Source organism: Enterobacter cloacae complex sp. FDA-CDC-AR_0164, assembly GCF_003071645.1.
Classification (GTDB): Bacteria; Pseudomonadota; Gammaproteobacteria; order Enterobacterales; family Enterobacteriaceae; genus Enterobacter; species Enterobacter ludwigii.
The window spans coordinates 1591165-1611400 of the sequence record NZ_CP028950.1 but is presented as its reverse complement, the minus strand read 5'-3'; the positions used below and the strand labels follow the sequence as shown (position 1 = coordinate 1611400).

Here is a 20236-nt window from a genome sequence, read left to right as displayed (position 1 = left end):
TGGCTGACTACTCCTCATCGTCACCGTCGACATGAGCACGGATAAGCGCCATAAACTCTTTGCCAAAGCGTTCCAGCTTGCGCGTACCAACACCGTTGACGCTGAGCATTTCGCTGGCGCTGAGCGGCGTCTGCTCTGCCATCTCGATAAGCGTCGCGTCGTTGAAGACCACGTAGGGCGGAATGTTCTCTTCATCAGCAATGGCTTTACGCAGCTTGCGCAGTTTGGCAAACAGCTTGCGGTCGTAATTGCCGCCGTACGATTTTTGCATCACCCGCGGCTTCAGGGCGACAACGCGCGGAACCGCGAGCTTCAGTTCGATATCCCCGCGCAGCACCGGACGTGCCGCTTCGGTAAGCTGAAGCGCGGAGTGTTGGGCAATGTTTTGCGTGGCAAAGCCCAGGTGAATCAGCTGACGGATGATGCTCACCCAGTGCTCGTGGCTCTGGTCTTTGCCGATACCGTAGACGGGCAGCTTATCGTGTCCCATGTCGCGGATACGCTGGTTATTCGCCCCACGTAACACTTCCACCACGTAGCCCATGCCGAAGCGCTGGTTCACACGATAGATGGTCGAGAGCGCTTTGCGCGCATCCATCAGGCCATCGTATTGCTTTGGTGGGTCAAGACAGATATCGCAGTTGCCGCACGGCTCCTGACGCCCCTCGCCAAAGTAGTTGAGCAGCACCAGACGGCGGCAGGTTTGCGCTTCGGCAAACGCGCCCATCGCGTTGAGCTTGTGACGTTCGATATCCTGCAGTTGGCCCTGCGGTTTCTCTTCCAGACAACGGCGCAGCCACGCCATGTCGGCCGGATCGTAAAACAGCATGGCTTCTGCAGGCAGTCCATCACGCCCGGCGCGGCCGGTTTCCTGGTAGTACGATTCGATATTGCGCGGAATGTCGAAGTGTACGACGAAGCGCACGTTCGGCTTGTTGATCCCCATTCCGAACGCCACCGTCGCCACCACAATCTGCAGGTCATCGCGCTGGAATTTCTCCTGCACATCGGCGCGAACTGCGTTTTCCAGCCCGGCATGGTAGGCGGCGGCGCTAAAACCACGGTTCTGCAGGCGCGCGGCCGTGTCTTCCACCTTCGCGCGGCTGTTGCAGTAGATGATGCCGGACTTCCCGCGCTGCTCCTGCACGTAGCGCAGAAGCTGATCCAGCGGCTTGAATTTTTCCATCAGCATGTAGCGGATGTTCGGGCGGTCGAAGCTGCTGACCTGAATCAGCGGATCGTTCAGCCCCAGCAGCCGGACGATATCCTGACGCGTGGTGTCATCTGCCGTCGCGGTGAGTGCCATAAACGGCAGTTCGGGAAAACGCTGACGGAGCTGGCCGAGCGCCGCATATTCCGGGCGGAAATCATGTCCCCACTGGGAGATACAGTGGGCTTCATCCACCGCCAGCAGGACCGGATTCCAGTGCGACAGATGATCGAGGAAGTTATCCAGCATCAGACGTTCCGGCGCGATATACAGCAGGCGAACCTGCCCGGTACGGCAACCGGCCATAACCTCTTGCTGCTGCTCGCGGGTCTGGCTGGAGTTAAGGCAGGCTGCCGCCACGCCGTTGGCAAGGAGCTGATCGACCTGATCTTTCATCAGGGAAATAAGAGGCGATACCACGACCGTCAGGCCGTTGAGCACCAGCGCGGGCACCTGATAGCAGAGGGATTTACCGCCGCCGGTAGGCATGACCACCAGACAATCGCGGCCTTCCAGCACGGTTTCAATGATGGTTTCCTGGCCAGGGCGGAACTGCTGGTAGCCAAAGGTTTCATGCAAAACCTGTTTAGCCAGCGATTCCTGATTCAATACTTCCGCCTGCGCCACGTTAACCCCATTTGCCAGAAATAAAACAGGCGCTATTTTCAGCGCCTGAGAGAGAAACTTCAACGTTTAACGAAAAAACATTCGAGCTGCCTAGAAAATATCGTTCAGCATCACGCCCACACCTACACGGGTCTGGTTGAAGTTGTAATCGATAAGCGACTCGCCGTAACCGCTGTAAACCTGAGTATAGAGGCGAACGTGCTTGCTCACCGGATAACTGAGACCCAGTTCCGCACCACCGTAACCGGTGTTCCAGTTGTACTGACCTTTGGCGCTCAGCACCGCGTCACCCAACTGATAGCCGATTTTGAGCTGATAGTAACCCATATATTTGGTTATATCCGGGTTGTCGTCGGTATCGCCCACCACAAACCACGGCTTCACTTCCGCCATCCAGTTGCCGTTTTGCGCCATCAGTCGCGTATAGGCACGGTTCCAGCTGCGCGAGGTAGGGTCGGAGCGTCCGTTTGAATCGTGGTTAAAGCCCACCTCAATGTCACGCAGCGTCCAGCCCGCGAATTCATAATCGGTCGCAAAACCGAGGAACAGCTGCGGCTCATAGTTGGTTTCACGGAACGGTGAAGATTCGCCACTGTTGGAAAGCTGCCACCAGGATTTCTGCGTGTAAGAGGCGCCGAGCACCGAATTCGGTCCCAGAATGCCGCGCCAGAACGGGAACGCGAGACTTAACTGGAACTTCACTTCGTCTTTACGCGCATTATCGGACCAGTTATAGGAGCTTATCGCCTCTTTGTTGAGATCGCTGGTCTGCGTGTATATCACGTAGTTGGTGTCATACGGATACAGCGTGAACGGATTATCATGTTCCTGAAGAAGGTTCGCGATAATGCTGCCCTGCACGGCAGGTTGATCGTGAACTTCTTTAATCGTCGCTTCCTGGGCATATGCTGTGAGGGGCAGCGCAACCGCCGCCAGTAACCAGGCCAGATACGTCCGCATCGGTGGTGTTCTCCTGCAAAGAGTTAATTAGTTGAATTGTTATGTGGCGGATATTCTACATACTTCTGCGACAACTGCTGCATCCTCGTTTCTGAAAGTGGAATTCCTTATTGCTGAAGCATAAAATCAACATTTTATTAACAATAAGGATGTGATGCCTCATGTCAGCCATGCTTACCGCCGAAGAAGCGTTAAAACTCGTGGGCGAGATTTTTGTTTACCATATGCCGTTTAACCGTGCACTGGGTCTGGAGCTCGAGCGCTACGAAAAGGCGTTTGCCCAGCTCAGCTTCAACAACCAGCCGATGATGGTAGGCAACTGGGCGCAGAGTATTTTGCACGGCGGGGTGATTGCCTCAGCGCTGGATGTGGCGGCGGGCCTGGTTTGTGTGGGCAGTACGCTGACGCGCCATGACACCATCAATGAAGACGAGTTGCGCCAGCGTTTGTCGCGTATGGGCACCATCGATTTACGCGTCGATTACCTGCGTCCCGGGCGCGGAAACCGTTTTACCGCCACCAGCAGCCTGCTGCGCGCCGGGAATAAGGTTGCCGTCGCCCGCGTTGAATTGCATAACGAAGAGCAGGTCTATATCGCCAGCGCAACTGCCACTTATATGGTGGGTTGAAACCCTAAAATCGGGTAAAATTAATTCACTTTTTTGTAACGGATTATCCCGATGGATGCTAAACAAACGCGGCAGGGCGTACTACTCGCCCTTGCCGCTTATTTTATTTGGGGTATCGCACCGGCGTACTTCAAGTTTATCGCTTACGTACCCGCTGACGAGATCCTCACACACCGTGTGATTTGGTCGTTTTTCTTTATGATCGCGCTGATGAGCGTTAGCCGTCAGTGGTCTGGCGTCAAAACGCTGCTGAAAACGCCGAAAAAGGTGTTCCTGCTGGCCCTCTCAGCCGTGCTGATAGGCGGCAACTGGCTGCTCTTTATCTGGGCAGTCAATAACCATCACATGCTCGAAGCGAGCCTGGGCTATTTTATTAATCCCCTGGTCAACATTGTTCTGGGCATGATTTTTCTGGGCGAGCGTTTCCGTCGTATGCAGTGGCTGGCGGTCATCCTCGCTTTTTGCGGCGTGCTGGTCCAACTGTGGACCTTCGGTTCGCTGCCCGTGATCGCTCTGGGCCTGGCGTTCAGCTTTGCGTTTTACGGGCTGGTCCGGAAGAAAATAGCCGTGGAAGCGCAGACCGGGATGCTGTTTGAAACCCTGTGGCTATTGCCGGTCGCGGCGATTTACCTGTTTGGTATTGCCGACAGCGCAACCAGCCATATGGGCAGTAACCCGTTGTCGTTGAATCTGATGCTGATGGCGGCCGGTGTGGTAACCACCATTCCTCTGCTGTGCTTCACCGGTGCCGCAACGCGCCTGCGTCTCTCCACGCTGGGCTTCTTTCAGTACATCGGTCCGACGCTGATGTTCCTGCTGGCAGTGGTGTTTTACGGCGAAGTACCGGGCGCAGATAAGATGGTGACGTTTGCCTTTATCTGGGTGGCGCTGGCGATTTTTGTTGCAGACGCCCTTTATACCCAGCGCAGAACGCGCAAAGGATTGTAAGCGGTGATGAGGCGGGCAGGCACAACGCCACCCGCCTGAAGTTTACAGCCAGTTACGGCGCTTGAAGTAGAGGTACGGCGCCAGCCCGGCGAGGATCATAAAGATAATCGCGCCAGGGTAGCCAAAGCTCCACTTAAGCTCCGGCATAAACTCAAAGTTCATCCCGTAGCTCGAGGCCACCAGCGTTGGTGGCAGGAAGACCACCGAGACCACCGAGAAGATCTTGATGATGCGGTTCTGCTCGATATTGATAAAGCCCATCGCCGCCTGCATCAGGAAGTTGACCTTCTGGAACAACGATTCATTGTGCGGCAGCAGGGATTCGATATCGCGCAGGATCTCACGCGCCTGCTCCAGCTGACCGCCCGGCAGACGCGCCTTACGCACCAGGAAGTTCAGCGCGCGCTGGGTATCCATCAGACACAAACGCACCTTCCAGCCGATATCTTCCAGCTCTGCCAGCGTCGAGAGCGCTTCGTCGTATTCATCGCCCTGATGACCTTCCATGATGACGCGGCTCAGCTTTTCCAGGTCGCTGTAGATGTTTTCAATTTCATCCGCCAGCTGTTCGATTTTGGTTTCAAACAGGTCCAGCAGCAGTTCGTAGGCATTACCGTCGACCATCGCCTGGCTACGGGCGCGCATGCGGTAGAGACGAAACGCGGGCAGCTCACGTTCGCGCAGGGTAAACAGGCGACCGTCACGAATGGTAAACGCCACGGTGGAGTTACCTGCGTGATCGTCGGCGTCTTCAAAGAAGAAGAAGGAGTGAATATGCAGACCGTCTTCATCTTCAAAAAAACGAGCAGATGCTTCGATGTCTTCCAGTTCCGGGCGGGTTGCCAGGCTTTGCCCCAGCTCAGATTGTACGCGAAGGCGCTCATCGTCGTCCGGCTCGACCAGATCCACCCATACGGCATCAATGAGGGGCTGTGACTCTTCGGCTTCAAGCCGAGTCAGTCGGTTATTTTCGAGTTGAAATGCGCTCAACATGACCGGGACTCCCAATGCAAAAAATATCGGACAGTTCGGTGGGCACACAGAAACAAATTGGGTTTCAGACCATTAAACAGCCTGACTCAGCGCGACGGGAATAATGCAGGTCGCTGACAACCACTAAGGCCATCAGCAAGAGGAGATAGCCTTAGGAGTTGTTCCTGGATGACAGGGAATTGAGCCAGTATCTACTGGGTGTGTCCAAGGCGAATGTCCTCTTAGCGTAATCGTGCGCGCATGTTACGCCAGCAGTAATAGTGGCGTCAACACGCAACGGAACGCTGAAGGGCATTAATTGACCTTCAACGTATAAGGCTAGCAGATTATTACAAAATAATGATATTTTTCTGAAAGTTACACAGTTTCCAGCCTGGCGTAGGCTGCCACCAGCCATTTGATACCTTGCCCCTGGAACGCCACCTGCAGGCGGCTGTGCTCGCCGCTACCTTCCAGATTGACGATGGTGCCTTCACCAAACTTAGCATGACGCACGCGCTGACCCAGCTTGTAGCCGGTGTCCGTTTCAGCAATCGGCGAGCCCATACGCTGATGGCTGACCGGGCGGCTGATACTGGCGCGCAGGCGTACCTCTTCCACGCACTCTTCCGGCAGCTCGCCGATAAAGCGCGACGGACGGTGATACACCTCTTTACCGTACAGGCGTCGGGTTTCGGCATAGGTCAGCGTCAGCTTTTGCATCGCGCGCGTCACGCCAACATAGGCCAGACGACGCTCCTCCTCCAGACGCCCACCTTCATCCAGCGACATCTGGCTCGGGAACATCCCCTCTTCCATCCCGACGATAAACACCTGCGGGAACTCCAGACCTTTGGCGGAGTGCAGGGTCATAAGTTGAACCGCATCCTGCCAGGTGTCTGCCTGCCCTTCGCCCGCTTCCAGCGCCGCGTGGGAGAGGAACGCCTGCAGCGGCATCAAATCTTCGTCTTCTTCGTTGTAGCTGAACTGGCGCGTCGCCGTCACCAGTTCCTCTAAGTTCTCAATACGGGTCTGGCCCTTTTCGCCTTTCTCCTGCTCATACATGGTGCGCAGACCGGAGTCTTTAATCACCCGGTCAGTCTGTACGTGCAGAGGCATATCGGCCGTTTCCTGTGCCAGGGCATCAATCAGCTCCAGGAAGCGTTGTAAGGCGCTGGCTGCACGTCCGGCGAGCGCTTTCTCCTGCAACAGCTCGCGGCACGCCTGCCAGAGTGTCAGCTGGCGATCGCGGGAGGCCTGACGCACCACGTCCAGCGTACGGTCACCGATGCCGCGAGTTGGGGTGTTCACCACGCGCTCAAACGCCGCATCGTCATTACGGTTTGCGATCAGACGCAGATACGAGAGTGCGTCTTTGATCTCCTGACGTTCGAAGAAGCGCATGCCGCCGTAAATACGGTACGGCATACTCACCTGCAGCAACGCCTCTTCCAGCACGCGCGACTGGGCGTTGCTGCGATAGAGAATGGCACACTGCTCCAGCGCGCCGCCGTTGTCCTGCCAGGTTTTAATACGGTTCACCACAAAGCGCGCTTCATCAAGTTCGTTGAATGCGCAGTAGATAGAGATCGGTTCACCGTCAACGCCATCGGTCCACAGCTTTTTACCCAGACGCCCGTTGTTGTTCTCAATCAGGGCGTTGGCGGCGCTCAGAATGTTGCTGGTCGAACGGTAGTTCTGCTCCAGACGGATGGTTTGAGCACCGGGGAAATCATTGAGGAAGCGCTGAATGTTTTCCACCTGCGCCCCACGCCAGCCATAGATAGACTGATCGTCATCACCGACGATCATCACCTTGCCGGTATCACCGGCCAGCAGGCGGATCCATGCATACTGGATGTTGTTGGTATCCTGGAATTCGTCCACCAGAATATTGGTGAAGCGTTCACGATAGTGCTGCAGGATATGCGGTTTGTTGAGCCACAGCTCATGCGCACGCAGCAGCAGCTCAGCAAAGTCCACCAGACCTGCGCGATCGCACGCCTCCTGATAGGCTTTATAAACGTTCTGCCAGGTTTGCTCGACCGGGTTGCCGAAGCTCTGAATATGGTGCGGACGCAGCCCTTCGTCTTTCTGGCCGTTGATGTACCACATTGCCTGACGCGGCGGCCACTGCTTCTCGTCGAGATTCATCGCCTTGATAAGACGCTTCAGCAGACGCAGCTGATCTTCGCTGTCGAGGATCTGGAAATCCTGCGGCAGGTTAGCGTCCATATGGTGCGCCCGCAGCAGGCGATGCGCCAGACCGTGGAAAGTCCCCACCCACATGCCGCCCTGGCTGGTGCCCATCAGCTGTGCGATTCGGTGGCGCATCTCTGCCGCCGCCTTGTTGGTAAACGTCACCGCCATAATGGAGTACGGCGAGCAGTTTTCCACGCTCTGCAGCCACGCAATACGGTGTACCAGCACGCGCGTCTTACCACTGCCCGCCCCAGCCAGCACCAGCATGTTGGTGCGCGAAGCGGCAACCGCGTCACGCTGTTTGTCATTAAGGCTGTCGAGCAGGTAAGAAACGTCCATTGGCACCGTCACGTAATGTCAGGCAGGCGAATGTGATTCCTTCGCCAAAACCCTGTTAATTTATACAGAACAATTGATGATTATATCAGCGTCGTGAGGGATGCCAACCGTGAAATTTCCACGTGCGGCAGAAGACGGCTGTCCGGCGTTGTCATCAGGTCAGCGTTTTCCGGCTTGATCCAGCAGGCCTGCATGCCGCAGCGGATCGCCCCGGCCACGTCCGTGGTCAGGTCATCACCCACATGCAACATTTCGCCGAGCGGCAGGTTCAGTTTTTCCGCCGCCAGGTGATACATATCGTTAAACGGTTTCGAGCGCCCGTGCGGGCCCGCGCGCAGCACAAACTCAAAATAATCGCCAAGACCAAACAGCTCAGGCTGGGCATTGCCATTGGTAATCGCCACCAGCGGCCACTTCTCTGCCAGCGCGGCCAGCGTATCGTGGGTTTCCTGTGGCACATCAATACGGCTGCGCCATTTGGCGAAGTTTTCCATGGACGCTTCAGCCCCTATCGCCGCATCACGCGCGCTCATGCCAACATTCAGCATCGCCTGTTCAACCGCACGTCGACGCCATTCGGTCACGTCATGGTAAATGTCCGGCTCGGTCTCCCGCAGGGACTGACGCAGCTGCTGGAAGTCCTTGTTCTGCATCGTCTTCAGCGCCGGGTGATAGTTCTGCACAAACGCCAGCGACTCCTGCTCGGTACGCAGGATCACCTGGCGGTTATCATAAAGGGTGTCATCAAGGTCAAAGGTAAGGGCTGAAATCTGACCCAGTGGGCGGTAAAAACGCATTATTTCCCCCGTTTGGCGCGTGGATGCGCCGCGTCATACACCGAGGCAAGGTGCTGGAAGTCTAAGTGGGTATAAATTTGGGTGGTGGACAAATTCGCGTGGCCGAGCAGTTCCTGCACGCCGCGCAGATCGCCGCTTGATTCAAGCATATGGGTCGCAAAAGAGTGGCGCAGCTTGTGCGGGTGAACATGGCTGTTCAGCCCCTGTTTAATGCCCCACTCCGCAAAACGCTTCTGCACGTTACGCGCCGAGATCCGCTTGCCGAGTTTCGACAGGAACAGCGCCTCTTCTTCCGCGCCAAACAGCCCGCGCAGGTCAAGCCAGTGCTCAATCCAGGCGACAGCGTTGCGACCAATCGGCAGGCGGCGCTCTTTGCTGCCCTTGCCCATCACCCACACTTCGCCGGTGTCCAGATCGAGATGTTTTATATCGAGATTGACCAGTTCAGACAGACGCAGTCCGGCACCGTACATCACCTCCAGCATCGCGCGGTCACGCACCGCCAGCGGATCGTTAAGATCGATATCCAGCAGGCGATTGACATCATCGACGTCGATATTTTTAGGCAGATGACGCGGTGCTTTTGGCGTGGCAATGCCTTTCGCCGGGTTGGCTTTAAGGCTGCCCTGGCTCACCAGCCAGTCGAAGAAACTGCGCAGGGCAGAGAGCCTGAGCGCCAGACTCGCCGGGCCTAACCCTTTCCTGCGGCTACGCACGACGACGCCACGAACCGTCGCAGCGTCACATTGTTGCCAGCTTTTCAGGCCGATTTCATCGGCAATCTGCATGATGGCATCAAGCTGACGCTGATAGTTCAGCAGCGTTATGGGGCTAAGCTGACGTTCAACCCCCAGGTAGCGCAGAAATCGCGCGACGTCAGTGGCAAGAAGTCCGTCCGTCATACGCGCTCAATCCAGCGCTCCAGCAGCTCAGGCAGCATCAGGGCGATCTCCTGCAACAGGTGCGTACCTTGCCCCTGCTCATAGTGATGCGCGTCGCGACTGGTAAATAACATCACGCCTAAGTCACCATCGCGCCCCATCAGTGACATGGCCACCGAACCAATCGCTTTGGCTTCTGGCAATACCACCAGCAATTCAGGTCCGTTCAGCGGCCCCAGATAGTGATGTTGATGCCCCAGACGCTGAATACGTAGCGGCTCAAACGCCTGACGGCTGAGCGCCAGATGGGTGAAACCAGACGGTGCACCAATGCGCCAGCGGTCGGGGAAGAGACGAAGGGTTGCGCCTGCAAGCCCCAGTTCTCGCGCCCAGCGGTGGAAACGGCTGAGAAACTCGTCAAGGCTGTGGGCCGAGGCCAGACGCGCCTGCAGATGCAGCAGTCGATAGAACAGGCTTTCGTTATTGTTCGCCTGTTCCATGAGCAGCGTCATGTTCTCTTCAAGCTGATTGATGTGGTTGCGCGCGCGGGCCATGTGCCATTCGACCAGCGACACGGTCCCGCGCACCGGATGCGGCACGCGCATCTGTTCGACAAGACGTGCATTGCGAATAAAAAACGCGGGATTGTTCAGCAGATAATCAACAACAGCACTGTCGTCCAGTTCCGTCACCGTTTCCTGCAGTTCTTCCCCTGGTTGCTTCATAGATGGATAAACCCGTCATAGACATGTACCGCCGGGCCAGTCATAAACAGCGGATGACCCGGTCCTTTCCAGGCGATATCAAGACGACCGCCTGGTAACTCCACGCGAACCTCTTCTGCCAGTAACCCCTGAGCGATGCCGACGGCCACTGCCGCGCAGGCACCGCTTCCGCAGGCCTGGGTTTCGCCCGCGCCGCGTTCATACACCCGCAGACGGATGTGTTCACGCTTCACCACCTGCATAAAACCAATGTTCGCGCGTTCCGGGAAGCGTTCATGGCTTTCCAGCACCGGGCCGAGGGTTTCAACGGCGGCGGTCTCCACATCATCAACCTGAATCACGCAGTGCGGGTTTCCCATCGAGACGACGCCACACAATACTGTCTGCTCGGCCGCACGCATAATATAGGTCTTTTCCGCTTTGTTTGCGCGAAACGGCACGGCGGAAGGTTCAAAGTTCGGCTCGCCCATATTCACACGAACCAGATCGTCATCGGTGACGCTGAGCACCATGCGACCATTCGCGGTACTGACGCGGATATCGCGCTTGTTCGTCAGCCCTTTCAGGCGGACAAAGCGGGCAAAACAGCGCGCACCGTTGCCACACTGGGAGACTTCACTACCGTCAGCGTTAAAAATACGGTAGTGGAAATCGAGGTCAGGATCGTACGGCGGCTCAACCACCAGCAGCTGATCGAACCCCACGCCCAGATGCCGATCCGCCAGGCGGCGGATCAGTTCCGGGGAGAAAAAGACATTCTGCGTTACCGCGTCGACGACCATAAAATCGTTGCCAAGGCCATGCATCTTAGAGAACTGCATCATTCGCTCCATTGCGCGGGTACAGAACGTAATCGTCAGAGATTAACCTGAGTCGGACCACCATTATTGCCACGATCGTTCGTGTCTGGCGTGGAAGACTCAATACCGCTTTGCACAGGTTTCGTCGGCGGCGGCGCCGTTTTATCCGCTGGCGGGAAGTAAAGCGGTCCCTTCAGTCCACAGCCCGTCAGACTAAACAGCGTGATGAGAACGGCAAGCGTTCGGAAAACGTTTTTCATTATAAAGTTGCCCGTAAGTTCAAATCTGTTTCTATCATCGCAGGAGAAGACACAAAAGCAAGAGTTTGCCGCTTTCCTGCAACGGGAATTATTTAGCGTTATACTGCCGGCATCACGAAAAACAGGAACAAAACCATGAACGACAGTGAATTCCATCGCCTTGCAGACACCTTATGGATGACCATCGAAGAGCGGCTTGACGACTGGGACGGCGACAGCGATATCGATTGTGAGATCAACGGCGGCATTCTGACCCTGAGCTTCGAAAACGGCAGCAAAATTATTATTAACCGCCAGGAGCCGCTTCACCAGGTCTGGCTGGCCGCCAAACAGGGTGGCTACCATTTCGATCTGAAAGAGGGCGAATGGGTGTGTGACCGTAGCGGCGAAACGTTCTGGGATCTGCTGGAACAGGCGGCGACCGCGCAGGCAGGCGAAGACGTGCGTTTTCGTTGAGTCTGTTTTGCCCGGTGGTGCGCTGCATACCGGGCAAAAACTGTCAGGAGAAATACTGCTGCAACAGCGGGGTAGTGTCCTGGCTGGCGGGAACCGCTGGCGTAACGGCCTGCGTACGGAACGGAATGACCTGCGAACGTCCGTCTACATTCACAATCTGGTAGAACTGCGGCAGGTTAAAGTTGATGAAGCTGGAGCCGTAGGTAAAGCGGTCATGTGAGGACGAATAGAAGCGACTGACGTCGCGCACCAGCTCCTCTTTACTGCCTTCACAGTGGTGATAAACCTCAGCGCGGTTCGTCTCATCCAGGATGTAGATGTTGAAACCGGCATCATCACCCGACTCTTCAAAGAAGAACTGAATAATCCCTTCGCTCGCAAAGCCATCCACGACCTGTGGCAGTTTCACGTGGTTGGTTTCCACCTGCACTGACAGGCCATGCAGCTTGTTGTGCGAAATAGCGCCGTAGAACTCGATGGCGTTTTCCAGCTTCTGTACTGAAACATTCAGGCGCTCGAAGAACAGGCCCCAGGTCTGTCCGGAGACGCGCAGTGCTTTAAAGCGACCGGTTTCCTGACGGGTACTGGAGAGGCGCAGTTCGATGCACTCCGAAACCAGCTGCTGCACACGGGTACGGATCAGACCGCGCAGATGCTGGCTATAGCAGAACACCTCAACGCTGTCCGGCGGCGCAGCGTCCTGATGCATCTTGCCGAGAATCGTTTTCAGCGCTTCGATCATCGCCTGCTCGCCGTTGAAGTGCAGAGTACGCACTTCGTTCCACGAGTTGCGGTACAGCAGGTCTACGCTGCCCACCAGGCAGTTTTGCTGCTCGCCAAAACTAAAGACGTCCAGCTTGCGGAAATCAAAATGGACCACCTGATTGCGGAAGGCCGCTGTCGGGTCATATTCCAGGTTGACGATAATCGCCAGATGGCGAATTTCACACGGGCTGTAGAGCGCTTTTGGCGTCGGCGCCGGCAGACGCAGCGGGAAGTGGTGGGAGACATCCGCCACCATCTCCTGCAGTTTGGCTAAATCGACAACCTCGTTGCCTTTGATAAACAGCCGGGTACGCGAGGTCAGCAGGCCGTTGAACCAGGCCCAGGCCACCAGCTTGTTCAGGTAGCGGTTATATTCCAGCGGCTGATGGCTGATGATCGAGTCCATGCTTGGCGCACGGTTGTACAGGTACCAGCCGGTGCGGTTTGCGCGGCCCGGCGGCACATAGATAAAGGTCAGGTTCGGTTCTGACAGGTCCGGTGAAATCTGCGGGTTAACCAGCGTGACTTTACCCGGCAATGCTTCAAACGCCGCATACAGTTTACGCGTCAACACCCCGATGTCCTGCGGGCTGGCGGAAACGCTGAGATTGTTACGACGCGCAAAGCGGATAAGGTTGCGGTAGCTTTGCATCATGGCGTCGAGCAGTTCGTTGTGCGCTTCACGCACCTGATCGATTTTCCAGTTGGCGCGGTTATCAAGCATCGACAGACGTTCTTCGTCCCATCCCCACTCTTTAACCAACTGACTGACCACTTCACGACGCCAGCCCACGCATGCGCGTTCGCGGCTGAGTTTTTCACAGACTTTGAGGTAGAAACATCGACGCACCAGATCGAGACGCGTGGTGTCATCAATGGCTTTCAGGTATTCGGTGACGCGTTCAAGCATCATGCAGTAAGCATCCAGCCCGTAGGAGACAATTTCTCCGTCGTGCAGACGCTGTTTGATATCTTTCGCCAGCAAACGCGGCGTGGGGTATTCCCAGGAATAGGCTTCCAGCAGCAGGGTTTTCAGCACGGCCTTATACGGCGAATCAATGCTTTTATAGAGCTGCCAGAGGCTCGCGCCAAAGTACTCTTCGGCGGAAAGCGAACTGAGGCCACCCAGATCCAGCCATTCATTTGGTGTCAACACACCCTGGGAGTACAACGACATTACGTAATCGTCGTAATGCTCTTCTTCGTCGCACGGCACCATATTCCACAGAATACGCTTACCGGCCAGGCGTACGGCAGTACGGTAAAACTCGTCCAACAGTAAGATGTGCTGGGTTGAGCCGCAGTCTTCACCACCCAGACTGCCACTTTCGTTATGACGGAAACGGTTTTCATCAATCAGGAAGAAACTGACTTCTACGCCAAGCGACGCGGCCCAGCTTTCCAGCAGGCTGCACTTTCGCTGCAGCAGCTGACGCTCGTCGTTATCGAGCCAGGACTGATGACAGACCCAGATGTCCAGATCCGAAGAACAGCTTTGCCCAACCGAGGAGGTGCTGCCCATGGTGTAAACGCCTGTAATCGGCAGTTCGCCTTTCGGTGATTCCTGCGGCGGCATGCCACGGTAGAGTTCAAGTTCGGTCAGGTAGTGTTGTTGGGTTTCATCAGGCGTGAAAAGACAGATGCCTCTGGGAACGTTACCGTCAAGGTAGCCAGGCATCAGCGGATGGTGATAGTGCAATAATGTCGGCAGAAGACTGTATACCTGCTGGAAAGCAGGGCCCATAGCAGCAAGCGCGCGATCGACACGCAGTTGGTTTATGGCATCCAGTCTCTGTTTCAGAGTCTCAATATAGAGGTACAAGACGTATCGCCTGATGTTTCCGGGTGTCGCACGCTATTCAAAACAGAAATAACAGCGGACCCGCAGTATTACAAAAAGAGAACCGTTACCTTTTTTCGCCCTTATCATTATGGTGGTACCGACGAAAAAATGGTCTAAAACGTGATCAATTTAACACCTTGCCGGTTGACCGTAAAGAAAGATGCGCTACATACAGTGTAGCACCGTTCTGTACGTGTAAATTCCTTAATACGGCTGTGGCTGACGAGAACCCCGCCCTGTCCCTCTCTTCTTCATCACCGTAAAACTGCCATCCCAGAGTCAACAATGTTAGGATGGTTAGCGATTGATAATGACGGTAACAAGCATGTTAGACAATGTTTTGAGAATTGCCACACGCCAAAGCCCTCTTGCGCTCTGGCAGGCACATTATGTTAAGCAGCGCCTTGAAGCCTGCCACAGTGGATTGTGCGTCGAGCTGGTGCCGATGGTCACGCGCGGTGACGTGATCCTTGATACGCCACTGGCTAAAGTGGGCGGCAAGGGCCTGTTTGTCAAAGAACTGGAACTGGCATTGCTTGAGAACCGCGCCGATATCGCCGTACATTCGATGAAAGATGTGCCCGTCGAGTTCCCAGAAGGGCTGGGGCTGGTGACCATTTGCGAGCGTGAAGATCCGCGCGATGCGTTTGTCTCCAATCACTATGATTCGCTCGATGCGTTGCCAGAAGGCAGCGTGGTTGGCACGTCCAGTTTACGTCGTCAGTGTCAGCTGGCAGAACGTCGTCCGGACCTGATCATTCGTTCGCTGCGCGGTAACGTTGGTACGCGTCTGAGCAAGCTGGATAACGGCGATTACGATGCCATTATCCTCGCGGTTGCGGGTCTGAAGCGCCTGGGGCTGACGTCGCGCATTCGCGTCGCGTTGCCGCCTGAGCTGTCGCTGCCGGCTGTGGGTCAGGGTGCCGTCGGCATTGAATGCCGTCTGGATGATGAGCGTACCCGCGCGCTGCTTGCCCCACTGAACCATGATGAGACCGCTATCCGCGTTAACGCCGAGCGCGCCATGAACACCCGCCTCGAAGGAGGGTGTCAGGTGCCGATTGGCAGCTATGCTGAATTAATTAACGGTGAACTGTGGCTGCGAGCGCTGGTTGGCGCACCGGACGGTTCACAGATGGTCCGCGGCGAACGTCGCGGTAAAGCGCAAGATGCCGAACAGCTTGGCGTGTCGCTGGCAGAAGAGCTGCTGGATAACGGCGCCCGTGAGATCCTGGCTGAAGTTTATAATGGAGAACCCCCTGCATGAGTATTCTTGTCACCCGCCCTTCTCCCGCAGGAGAGCAATTAGTGAGCCGTCTGCGCGCACTGGGGCAGGTGGCCTGGAGTTTTCCGCTCATTGAATTCTCCCCCGGTCGGGAGCTGTCCGCGCTTGCCGACCATATGAATACCCTCCAGCAGGGCGACTTGCTGTTTGCGCTGTCGCAACATGCGGTGGAATTTGCCCAGGCGCAGCTACAACAGCAGGGGCTTAACTGGCCAACCGCCCCTCACTATTTTGCGATTGGTCGTACAACGGCACTGGCGTTGCATACCGTAAGCGGAACAGACGTTCGTTACCCGTTAGATCGGGAAATCAGCGAAGTCTTGCTACAATTACCTGAATTACAAACTATTGCCGGAAAGCGTGCACTCATTTTACGCGGTAACGGCGGGCGCGAACTGTTGGGTGAAACGCTGCGGGAACGCGGGGCTGAGGTCACGTTCTGCGAATGCTATCAGCGTTGTGCAAAACATTACGATGGTGCGGAAGAGGCGATGCGCTGGCATATGCGCGGCATTACGACCCTGGTGGTGACCAGCGGTGAAATGCTGCAGCAGCTCTGGTCGCTGGTGCCCCTTTGGTATCGTGAAAACTGGTTACTCCACTGCCGGCTTCTGGTCGTCAGTGAGCGTCTGGCGAACCAGGCCCGGGAACTGGGCTGGCAAGATATTCGGATCGCTGATAACGCTGACAACGATGCGCTGCTGCGCGCATTACAATAACTCTCATAATGGGAAGCCATAATGACGGAACACGATAAATCCTCCGCCGTGGTTGAAGAGACCAGGGAGACTGTGGACATCACGCCGCAGTCAGAAACGACTGAGAAAACCGTTGAGAAGAAGAACGGCAGCAATAAAACCAGCCTCGCGCTGAGCGCGATAGCCATCGCCATTGCGCTGGCCGCAGGCGTTGGCCTCTATGGCCTGGTGAAACAGCAAGGTTCCAGCCAGACGGCGACCAACGACACGCTGGTCAATCAGCTTACCGCCCTGCAAAAAGCGCAGGAGACGCAGAAAACTGAACTGGAAACGGTGATTAAACAGCAGTCCGCGGCGCTCGCTGAGGCGAACAGCAAACAGGAAGATCTGACCAAACAGCTGGACGACGTGCAGCAGAAAGTCGCCACGATTTCCGGTACCGATGCCAAAACCTGGCTGCTCTCGCAGGCCGATTTCCTGGTGAAGCTGGCCGGACGTAAGCTCTGGAGCGATCAGGACGTCACCACCGCCGCCGCGCTGCTGAAAAGCGCTGATGCGAGCCTGGCAGACATGAACGATCCGAGCCTCATTACCGCGCGTCGTGCCATTACCGAAGATATCGCCAGCCTCTCTGCCGTTTCGCAGGTGGACTACGATGGCATCATCCTGAAGGTCAATCAGCTTTCAAACCAGATTGATAACCTGCAGCTGGCGGATAACAACGACGATGACTCCCCGATGGATTCTGACGGCACCGAGCTTTCCAGCTCCCTGAGCGAATGGCGCGTGAATCTGCAAAAAAGCTGGCAGAACTTTATGGATAGCTTCATTACTATCCGCCGCCGCGACGAAACCGCCGTTCCGCTGTTAGCGCCGAATCAGGACATTTATCTGCGCGAAAACATTCGCTCCCGCCTGCTGGTGGCGGCCCAGGCCGTGCCGCGTCATCAGGAAGAGACCTACAAACAGGCGCTTGATAACGTCTCGACATGGGTACGTGCTTACTACAATACCGATGATGCCACGACCACGGCTTTCCTCGATGACATTGATAAACTGAGCCAGCAGAACATCACCATGAACGTGCCGGACAAGCTGGAAAGCCAGCCGATTCTGGAAAAACTGATGCAGACGCGCGTGCGCAACCTGCTGGCGCAGCCGGGCGTTCCGGCAGAACCTCACGCCCAGGCCCCTGCCGCCGCGCCAGCGCCTGAAAGCGCGCCACAAGGAGAGTAATGATGCTTAAAGTACTCTTACTCTTCATCCTGCTGATCGCCGGGATCGTCCTGGGGCCGATGCTTGCCGGTCATCAGGGTTACGTCCTGATCCAGACCGATAACTACAACATCGAAACCAGCGTAACGGGTCTGGTGATCATCCTGATCCTCGGTGTGGTGGTGCTCCTTGCGGTTGAGTGGATCCTGCGCCGAATTTTCCGTACCGGTGCGCATACGCGTGGCTGGTTCGTTGGCCGTAAACGCCGCCGCGCCCGTAAGCAGACTGAGCAGGCACTGCTTAAGCTGGCCGAGGGTGACTATCAGCAGGTTGAAAAGCTGATGTCGAAAAATGCTGACCATGCCGAACAGCCGGTGGTGAACTATCTGCTGGCCGCCGAGGCAGCGCAACAGCGGGGTGACGAAGCCCGCGCCAACCAGCACCTGGAACGCGCGTCAGAACTTTCTCCGAAAGACCCGATTCCCGTTGAGATCACCCGCGTTCGCCTGCAGCTGGCCCGCAACGAAAACCACGCCGCGCGTCACGGTATCGACCGTCTGCTGGAAGTCTCGCCACGCCACCCGGAAGTGCTGCGTCTTGCCGAGCAGGCCTATATTCGCACCGGTGCCTGGGGTTCACTGCTGGATATCATTCCGTCGATGGCCAAAGCCGACGTCGGTGATGATGAGCATCGTGATGAACTCCAGCGTCTGGCATGGATTGGCCTGATGGATCAGGCGCGTGCCGATCTCGGCAGCGATGGTCTGAAAACCTGGTGGAAGAATCAGAGCCGGAAAACGCGTCAGCAGGTTCCGTTGCAGGTTGCGATGGCAGAACATCTGATTGAATGTGACGATCATGACACGGCGCAGGAGATCCTCCTCGACGGACTGAAGCGACAGTATGACGATCGCCTGGTTATGGTGATCCCGCGTCTGAAAACCAATAACCCTGAGCAAATTGAAAAAATGCTGCGTCAGCAGATTAAAGCCGTCGGCGACCGTCCACTGCTGTGGAGTACGCTGGGCCAGTCGCTGATGAAGCACGGTGAATGGCAGGAAGCGAGTCTCGCCTTCCGTGCAGCGCTGAAACAGCGCCCGGACGCGTTTGACTACGCGTGGCTCGCCGATTCGCTGGACAAGCAGCACAAGCCGGAAGAGGCTGCTGCCATGCGCCGCGATGGGCTGTTATTAACGCTGCAAAATAATGGCAACCAGCAATAAATAACAAGGAGGCCAGACGGCCTCCTTTTTTTATTCCCCTTCGCCTGCTACATTCTTTACCACGTCATCTGAAAACGAACCCGCCAATGTAACGACGTCTTTTCATTAACTTTTTTCCATACACGCGACGAGTGCCGCGTGGACTGAATCGTTTTTGAAAGGAAATCGTCATGAACTCCCTTTTGTACGCGCTTATTGAAGCGCTGCGCTGCCACCGCTGGCTGCGCCTGCTGGCCTGTGCCTTTATCTTTACATCACTGGGAAATGGCGTCACCCAGGTGGTGGTCTTCGGCTTACTGTTAGCATGGTCCGCCCCGCCCGCACTGCTTACCCTCGCCTTTCTTTTCGCCACGCTACCTGGCTTTATCGGCAGCCTCATCAGTGAAAAGCTGTGTGTACGCTATTCTCCGATACCCCTGTTGATGCTCACCGAGGGGCTTGGCTTACTGGCCCTGCTCTTTCCCCTTCTCGGCGTGCACTATCACAGTATCCCTGCGTTACTGGCCGTGCAGTCCACCGAAGCACTGCTTAGCGGAATGAGCTGGCCTGCCCTGACGCTGCTCTTTAAACGCGGACTCAGAGAAGCAGAACTGCCTGCCGCAACCTGCCTCGAGAATGTGATTTTTGCCGCTCAGGTTTTGTTAGGCACCGGGTTGGGGATGGTACTTTTCCAGAAGATCGCCATCCTCGCCTTGCTGGCCATTGATGCCATCAGCTTTCTCGGATCGCTGTTCATGCTCTGGCTGGCAGGTCGTGTATTTTTAGCGCCCACACTGGCAGTCCCCACTGAAGAGAAAGCGCCTGCGGCTTTACGCTGGCAGATGTTGACCATCCGGCAGAAACGCAGTTTGCTGATTTTGCCTGCGCTGGCCGCCGTCGGTTCACCGGCCATGGCGCTTCTTCCGGCAATGGCACAGCAGATCCATCCTCAGGATGCGGCCAGCCTTGCTTTGCCACTGCTTTTTGCAAGGAGCATGGGACAACTTTGCGGTCCCCTGCTGCTAAAAAGAGACAGCCTGACGCGTTTTGCAGCACGCACGCCACGGATTTTACTGTGTCTCGGCATCTTCCTTGCTGCGTATGGGATGCTCCCGCTGTTGTCCGGGTGGATGGCATGCGCGCTGGGGATGATATTTGTCGCACACCTGGCCTCAAATGTTCTCTTTGCGGCCGGCACGTTTGCCGTACTCAGCAGTTTTCAAACCACGCACATGGCTTCGGCCAGCAGTAAAGCCTGGCGCTGGCAAACGCTCAGTGCCTCGCTTTTCACCGGTATTGCCGCGATGGCGGCGGCAGGGTTTGGCTCCATACAAGCGCTTTACAGCGTTTCGTCAGCCGCTCTGATACTGGTCGCCCTGATCATGTACGTTTACCGGGAATAAGGCATAAAAAAACGCCTGC

The 20236-nt window shown here is 56.2% G+C and carries 19 protein-coding genes; 8 read left to right on the top strand and 11 right to left on the bottom strand.

From position 1 onward, the window contains the following. Window positions 1-7: 7 nt before the first annotated feature. Together recQ and pldA are read right to left on the bottom strand one after the other, a co-directional pair. Window positions 8-1837, bottom strand: a complete 1830-nt coding sequence (gene recQ, locus AM410_RS07845) for an ATP-dependent DNA helicase RecQ (RefSeq protein WP_025202782.1) — start codon at window positions 1835-1837, stop codon at window positions 8-10. 90 nt (window positions 1838-1927) lie between these two features. Then, window positions 1928-2797: a phospholipase A gene (gene pldA / locus AM410_RS07840; RefSeq protein ID WP_020882880.1), complete on the bottom strand. Its 870-nt coding sequence runs from the start codon at window positions 2795-2797 to the stop codon at window positions 1928-1930. A gap of 161 nt (window positions 2798-2958) precedes the next feature. On the opposite strand from pldA, the gene yigI reads away from it, so the two are divergent. Together yigI and rarD are read left to right on the top strand one after the other, a co-directional pair. Then, the gene (gene yigI, locus AM410_RS07835; RefSeq protein ID WP_014172129.1) at window positions 2959-3426 is read left to right on the top strand and encodes an acyl-CoA thioesterase YigI; all 468 of its coding nucleotides are present in this window, start codon (window positions 2959-2961) and stop codon (window positions 3424-3426) included. A gap of 51 nt (window positions 3427-3477) precedes the next feature. After that, complete coding sequence (gene rarD / locus AM410_RS07830) at window positions 3478-4374, top strand: EamA family transporter RarD (protein ID WP_014172130.1); 897 nt, start codon at window positions 3478-3480, stop codon at window positions 4372-4374. A gap of 42 nt (window positions 4375-4416) precedes the next feature. On the opposite strand, the gene corA is transcribed toward rarD, so the two are convergent. The 8 genes from corA to lptM all read right to left on the bottom strand — a co-directional run bounded on the left by corA (window position 4417) and on the right by lptM (window position 11350). Continuing rightward, on the bottom strand, window positions 4417-5367 hold the full coding sequence (corA, locus tag AM410_RS07825) for a magnesium/cobalt transporter CorA (protein WP_020882881.1): 951 nt from the start codon (window positions 5365-5367) through the stop codon (window positions 4417-4419). Window positions 5368-5518: 151 nt separating this feature from the next. Continuing rightward, window positions 5519-5575: a YsgD/CorL family protein gene (gene ysgD, locus AM410_RS24030; protein WP_212743980.1), complete on the bottom strand. Its 57-nt coding sequence runs from the start codon at window positions 5573-5575 to the stop codon at window positions 5519-5521. A gap of 149 nt (window positions 5576-5724) precedes the next feature. After that, complete coding sequence (uvrD, locus tag AM410_RS07815) at window positions 5725-7887, bottom strand: DNA helicase II (RefSeq protein WP_020882882.1); 2163 nt, start codon at window positions 7885-7887, stop codon at window positions 5725-5727. Window positions 7888-7967: 80 nt separating this feature from the next. Next, complete coding sequence (gene yigB / locus AM410_RS07810; protein ID WP_014172133.1) at window positions 7968-8684, bottom strand: 5-amino-6-(5-phospho-D-ribitylamino)uracil phosphatase YigB; 717 nt, start codon at window positions 8682-8684, stop codon at window positions 7968-7970. Further along, a complete protein-coding gene (gene xerC, locus AM410_RS07805; RefSeq protein WP_032679215.1) occupies window positions 8684-9586 on the bottom strand; it encodes a tyrosine recombinase XerC in 903 nt (300 codons plus the stop codon). The genes yigB and xerC overlap by 1 nt, the downstream gene beginning before the upstream one ends. Then, window positions 9583-10290, bottom strand: coding sequence for a DUF484 domain-containing protein (locus AM410_RS07800; RefSeq protein WP_014172135.1), 708 nt, complete (start codon window positions 10288-10290; stop codon window positions 9583-9585). The genes xerC and AM410_RS07800 overlap by 4 nt, the downstream gene beginning before the upstream one ends. Next, on the bottom strand, window positions 10287-11111 hold the full coding sequence (gene dapF, locus AM410_RS07795; protein WP_020882883.1) for a diaminopimelate epimerase: 825 nt from the start codon (window positions 11109-11111) through the stop codon (window positions 10287-10289). The genes AM410_RS07800 and dapF overlap by 4 nt, the downstream gene beginning before the upstream one ends. A gap of 35 nt (window positions 11112-11146) precedes the next feature. Further along, window positions 11147-11350, bottom strand: coding sequence for an LPS translocon maturation chaperone LptM (lptM, locus tag AM410_RS07790; protein WP_025202779.1), 204 nt, complete (start codon window positions 11348-11350; stop codon window positions 11147-11149). Window positions 11351-11485: 135 nt separating this feature from the next. Here lptM and cyaY point away from each other — a divergent pair, with 135 nt between their 5' ends. Beyond that, window positions 11486-11806, top strand: a complete 321-nt coding sequence (cyaY, locus tag AM410_RS07785; protein WP_014172137.1) for an iron donor protein CyaY — start codon at window positions 11486-11488, stop codon at window positions 11804-11806. Window positions 11807-11849: 43 nt separating this feature from the next. Here cyaY and cyaA read toward each other — a convergent pair whose 3' ends face one another. After that, window positions 11850-14393, bottom strand: coding sequence for a class I adenylate cyclase (cyaA, locus tag AM410_RS07780; protein WP_014172138.1), 2544 nt, complete (start codon window positions 14391-14393; stop codon window positions 11850-11852). Between the two features lie 346 nt (window positions 14394-14739). On the opposite strand from cyaA, the gene hemC reads away from it, so the two are divergent. The 5 genes from hemC (at window position 14740) to AM410_RS07750 (ending at window position 20217) form a co-directional block, all read left to right on the top strand. After that, entirely contained in the window at window positions 14740-15681 is a 942-nt protein-coding gene (gene hemC / locus AM410_RS07770; protein ID WP_032669623.1) for a hydroxymethylbilane synthase, read from the top strand. After that, complete coding sequence (gene hemD / locus AM410_RS07765) at window positions 15678-16418, top strand: uroporphyrinogen-III synthase (protein WP_014172140.1); 741 nt, start codon at window positions 15678-15680, stop codon at window positions 16416-16418. Before hemC ends, hemD begins: the two co-directional genes overlap by 4 nt. Before the next feature lie 21 nt (window positions 16419-16439). Further along, on the top strand, window positions 16440-17633 hold the full coding sequence (hemX, locus tag AM410_RS07760; RefSeq protein ID WP_108647689.1) for a uroporphyrinogen-III C-methyltransferase: 1194 nt from the start codon (window positions 16440-16442) through the stop codon (window positions 17631-17633). A gap of 2 nt (window positions 17634-17635) precedes the next feature. After that, window positions 17636-18835, top strand: a complete 1200-nt coding sequence (hemY, locus tag AM410_RS07755; RefSeq protein ID WP_073397804.1) for a protoheme IX biogenesis protein HemY — start codon at window positions 17636-17638, stop codon at window positions 18833-18835. Between the two features lie 170 nt (window positions 18836-19005). Then, window positions 19006-20217, top strand: coding sequence for an MFS transporter (locus AM410_RS07750; RefSeq protein ID WP_073397806.1), 1212 nt, complete (start codon window positions 19006-19008; stop codon window positions 20215-20217). Window positions 20218-20236: the final 19 nt, after the last annotated feature.

What these genes read in the sequence shown, in the direction of transcription:
- pldA (WP_020882880.1), bottom strand. Translation starts at nt 2,797, where the DNA reads ATGCGGACGTATCTGGCCTGGTTACTGGCGGCGGTTGCGCTGCCCCTC.
- yigI (WP_014172129.1), top strand. Translation starts at nt 2,959, where the DNA reads ATGTCAGCCATGCTTACCGCCGAAGAAGCGTTAAAACTCGTGGGCGAG.
- rarD (WP_014172130.1), top strand. Translation starts at nt 3,478, where the DNA reads ATGGATGCTAAACAAACGCGGCAGGGCGTACTACTCGCCCTTGCCGCT.
- corA (WP_020882881.1), bottom strand. Translation starts at nt 5,367, where the DNA reads ATGTTGAGCGCATTTCAACTCGAAAATAACCGACTGACTCGGCTTGAA.
- uvrD (WP_020882882.1), bottom strand. Translation starts at nt 7,887, where the DNA reads ATGGACGTTTCTTACCTGCTCGACAGCCTTAATGACAAACAGCGTGAC.
- yigB (WP_014172133.1), bottom strand. Translation starts at nt 8,684, where the DNA reads ATGCGTTTTTACCGCCCACTGGGTCAGATTTCAGCCCTTACCTTTGAC.
- xerC (WP_032679215.1), bottom strand. Translation starts at nt 9,586, where the DNA reads ATGACGGACGGACTTCTTGCCACTGACGTCGCGCGATTTCTGCGCTAC.
- AM410_RS07800 (WP_014172135.1), bottom strand. Translation starts at nt 10,290, where the DNA reads ATGAAGCAACCAGGGGAAGAACTGCAGGAAACGGTGACGGAACTGGAC.
- dapF (WP_020882883.1), bottom strand. Translation starts at nt 11,111, where the DNA reads ATGCAGTTCTCTAAGATGCATGGCCTTGGCAACGATTTTATGGTCGTC.
- lptM (WP_025202779.1), bottom strand. Translation starts at nt 11,350, where the DNA reads ATGAAAAACGTTTTCCGAACGCTTGCCGTTCTCATCACGCTGTTTAGT.
- cyaY (WP_014172137.1), top strand. Translation starts at nt 11,486, where the DNA reads ATGAACGACAGTGAATTCCATCGCCTTGCAGACACCTTATGGATGACC.
- hemC (WP_032669623.1), top strand. Translation starts at nt 14,740, where the DNA reads ATGTTAGACAATGTTTTGAGAATTGCCACACGCCAAAGCCCTCTTGCG.
- hemD (WP_014172140.1), top strand. Translation starts at nt 15,678, where the DNA reads ATGAGTATTCTTGTCACCCGCCCTTCTCCCGCAGGAGAGCAATTAGTG.
- hemX (WP_108647689.1), top strand. Translation starts at nt 16,440, where the DNA reads ATGACGGAACACGATAAATCCTCCGCCGTGGTTGAAGAGACCAGGGAG.
- hemY (WP_073397804.1), top strand. Translation starts at nt 17,636, where the DNA reads ATGCTTAAAGTACTCTTACTCTTCATCCTGCTGATCGCCGGGATCGTC.
- AM410_RS07750 (WP_073397806.1), top strand. Translation starts at nt 19,006, where the DNA reads ATGAACTCCCTTTTGTACGCGCTTATTGAAGCGCTGCGCTGCCACCGC.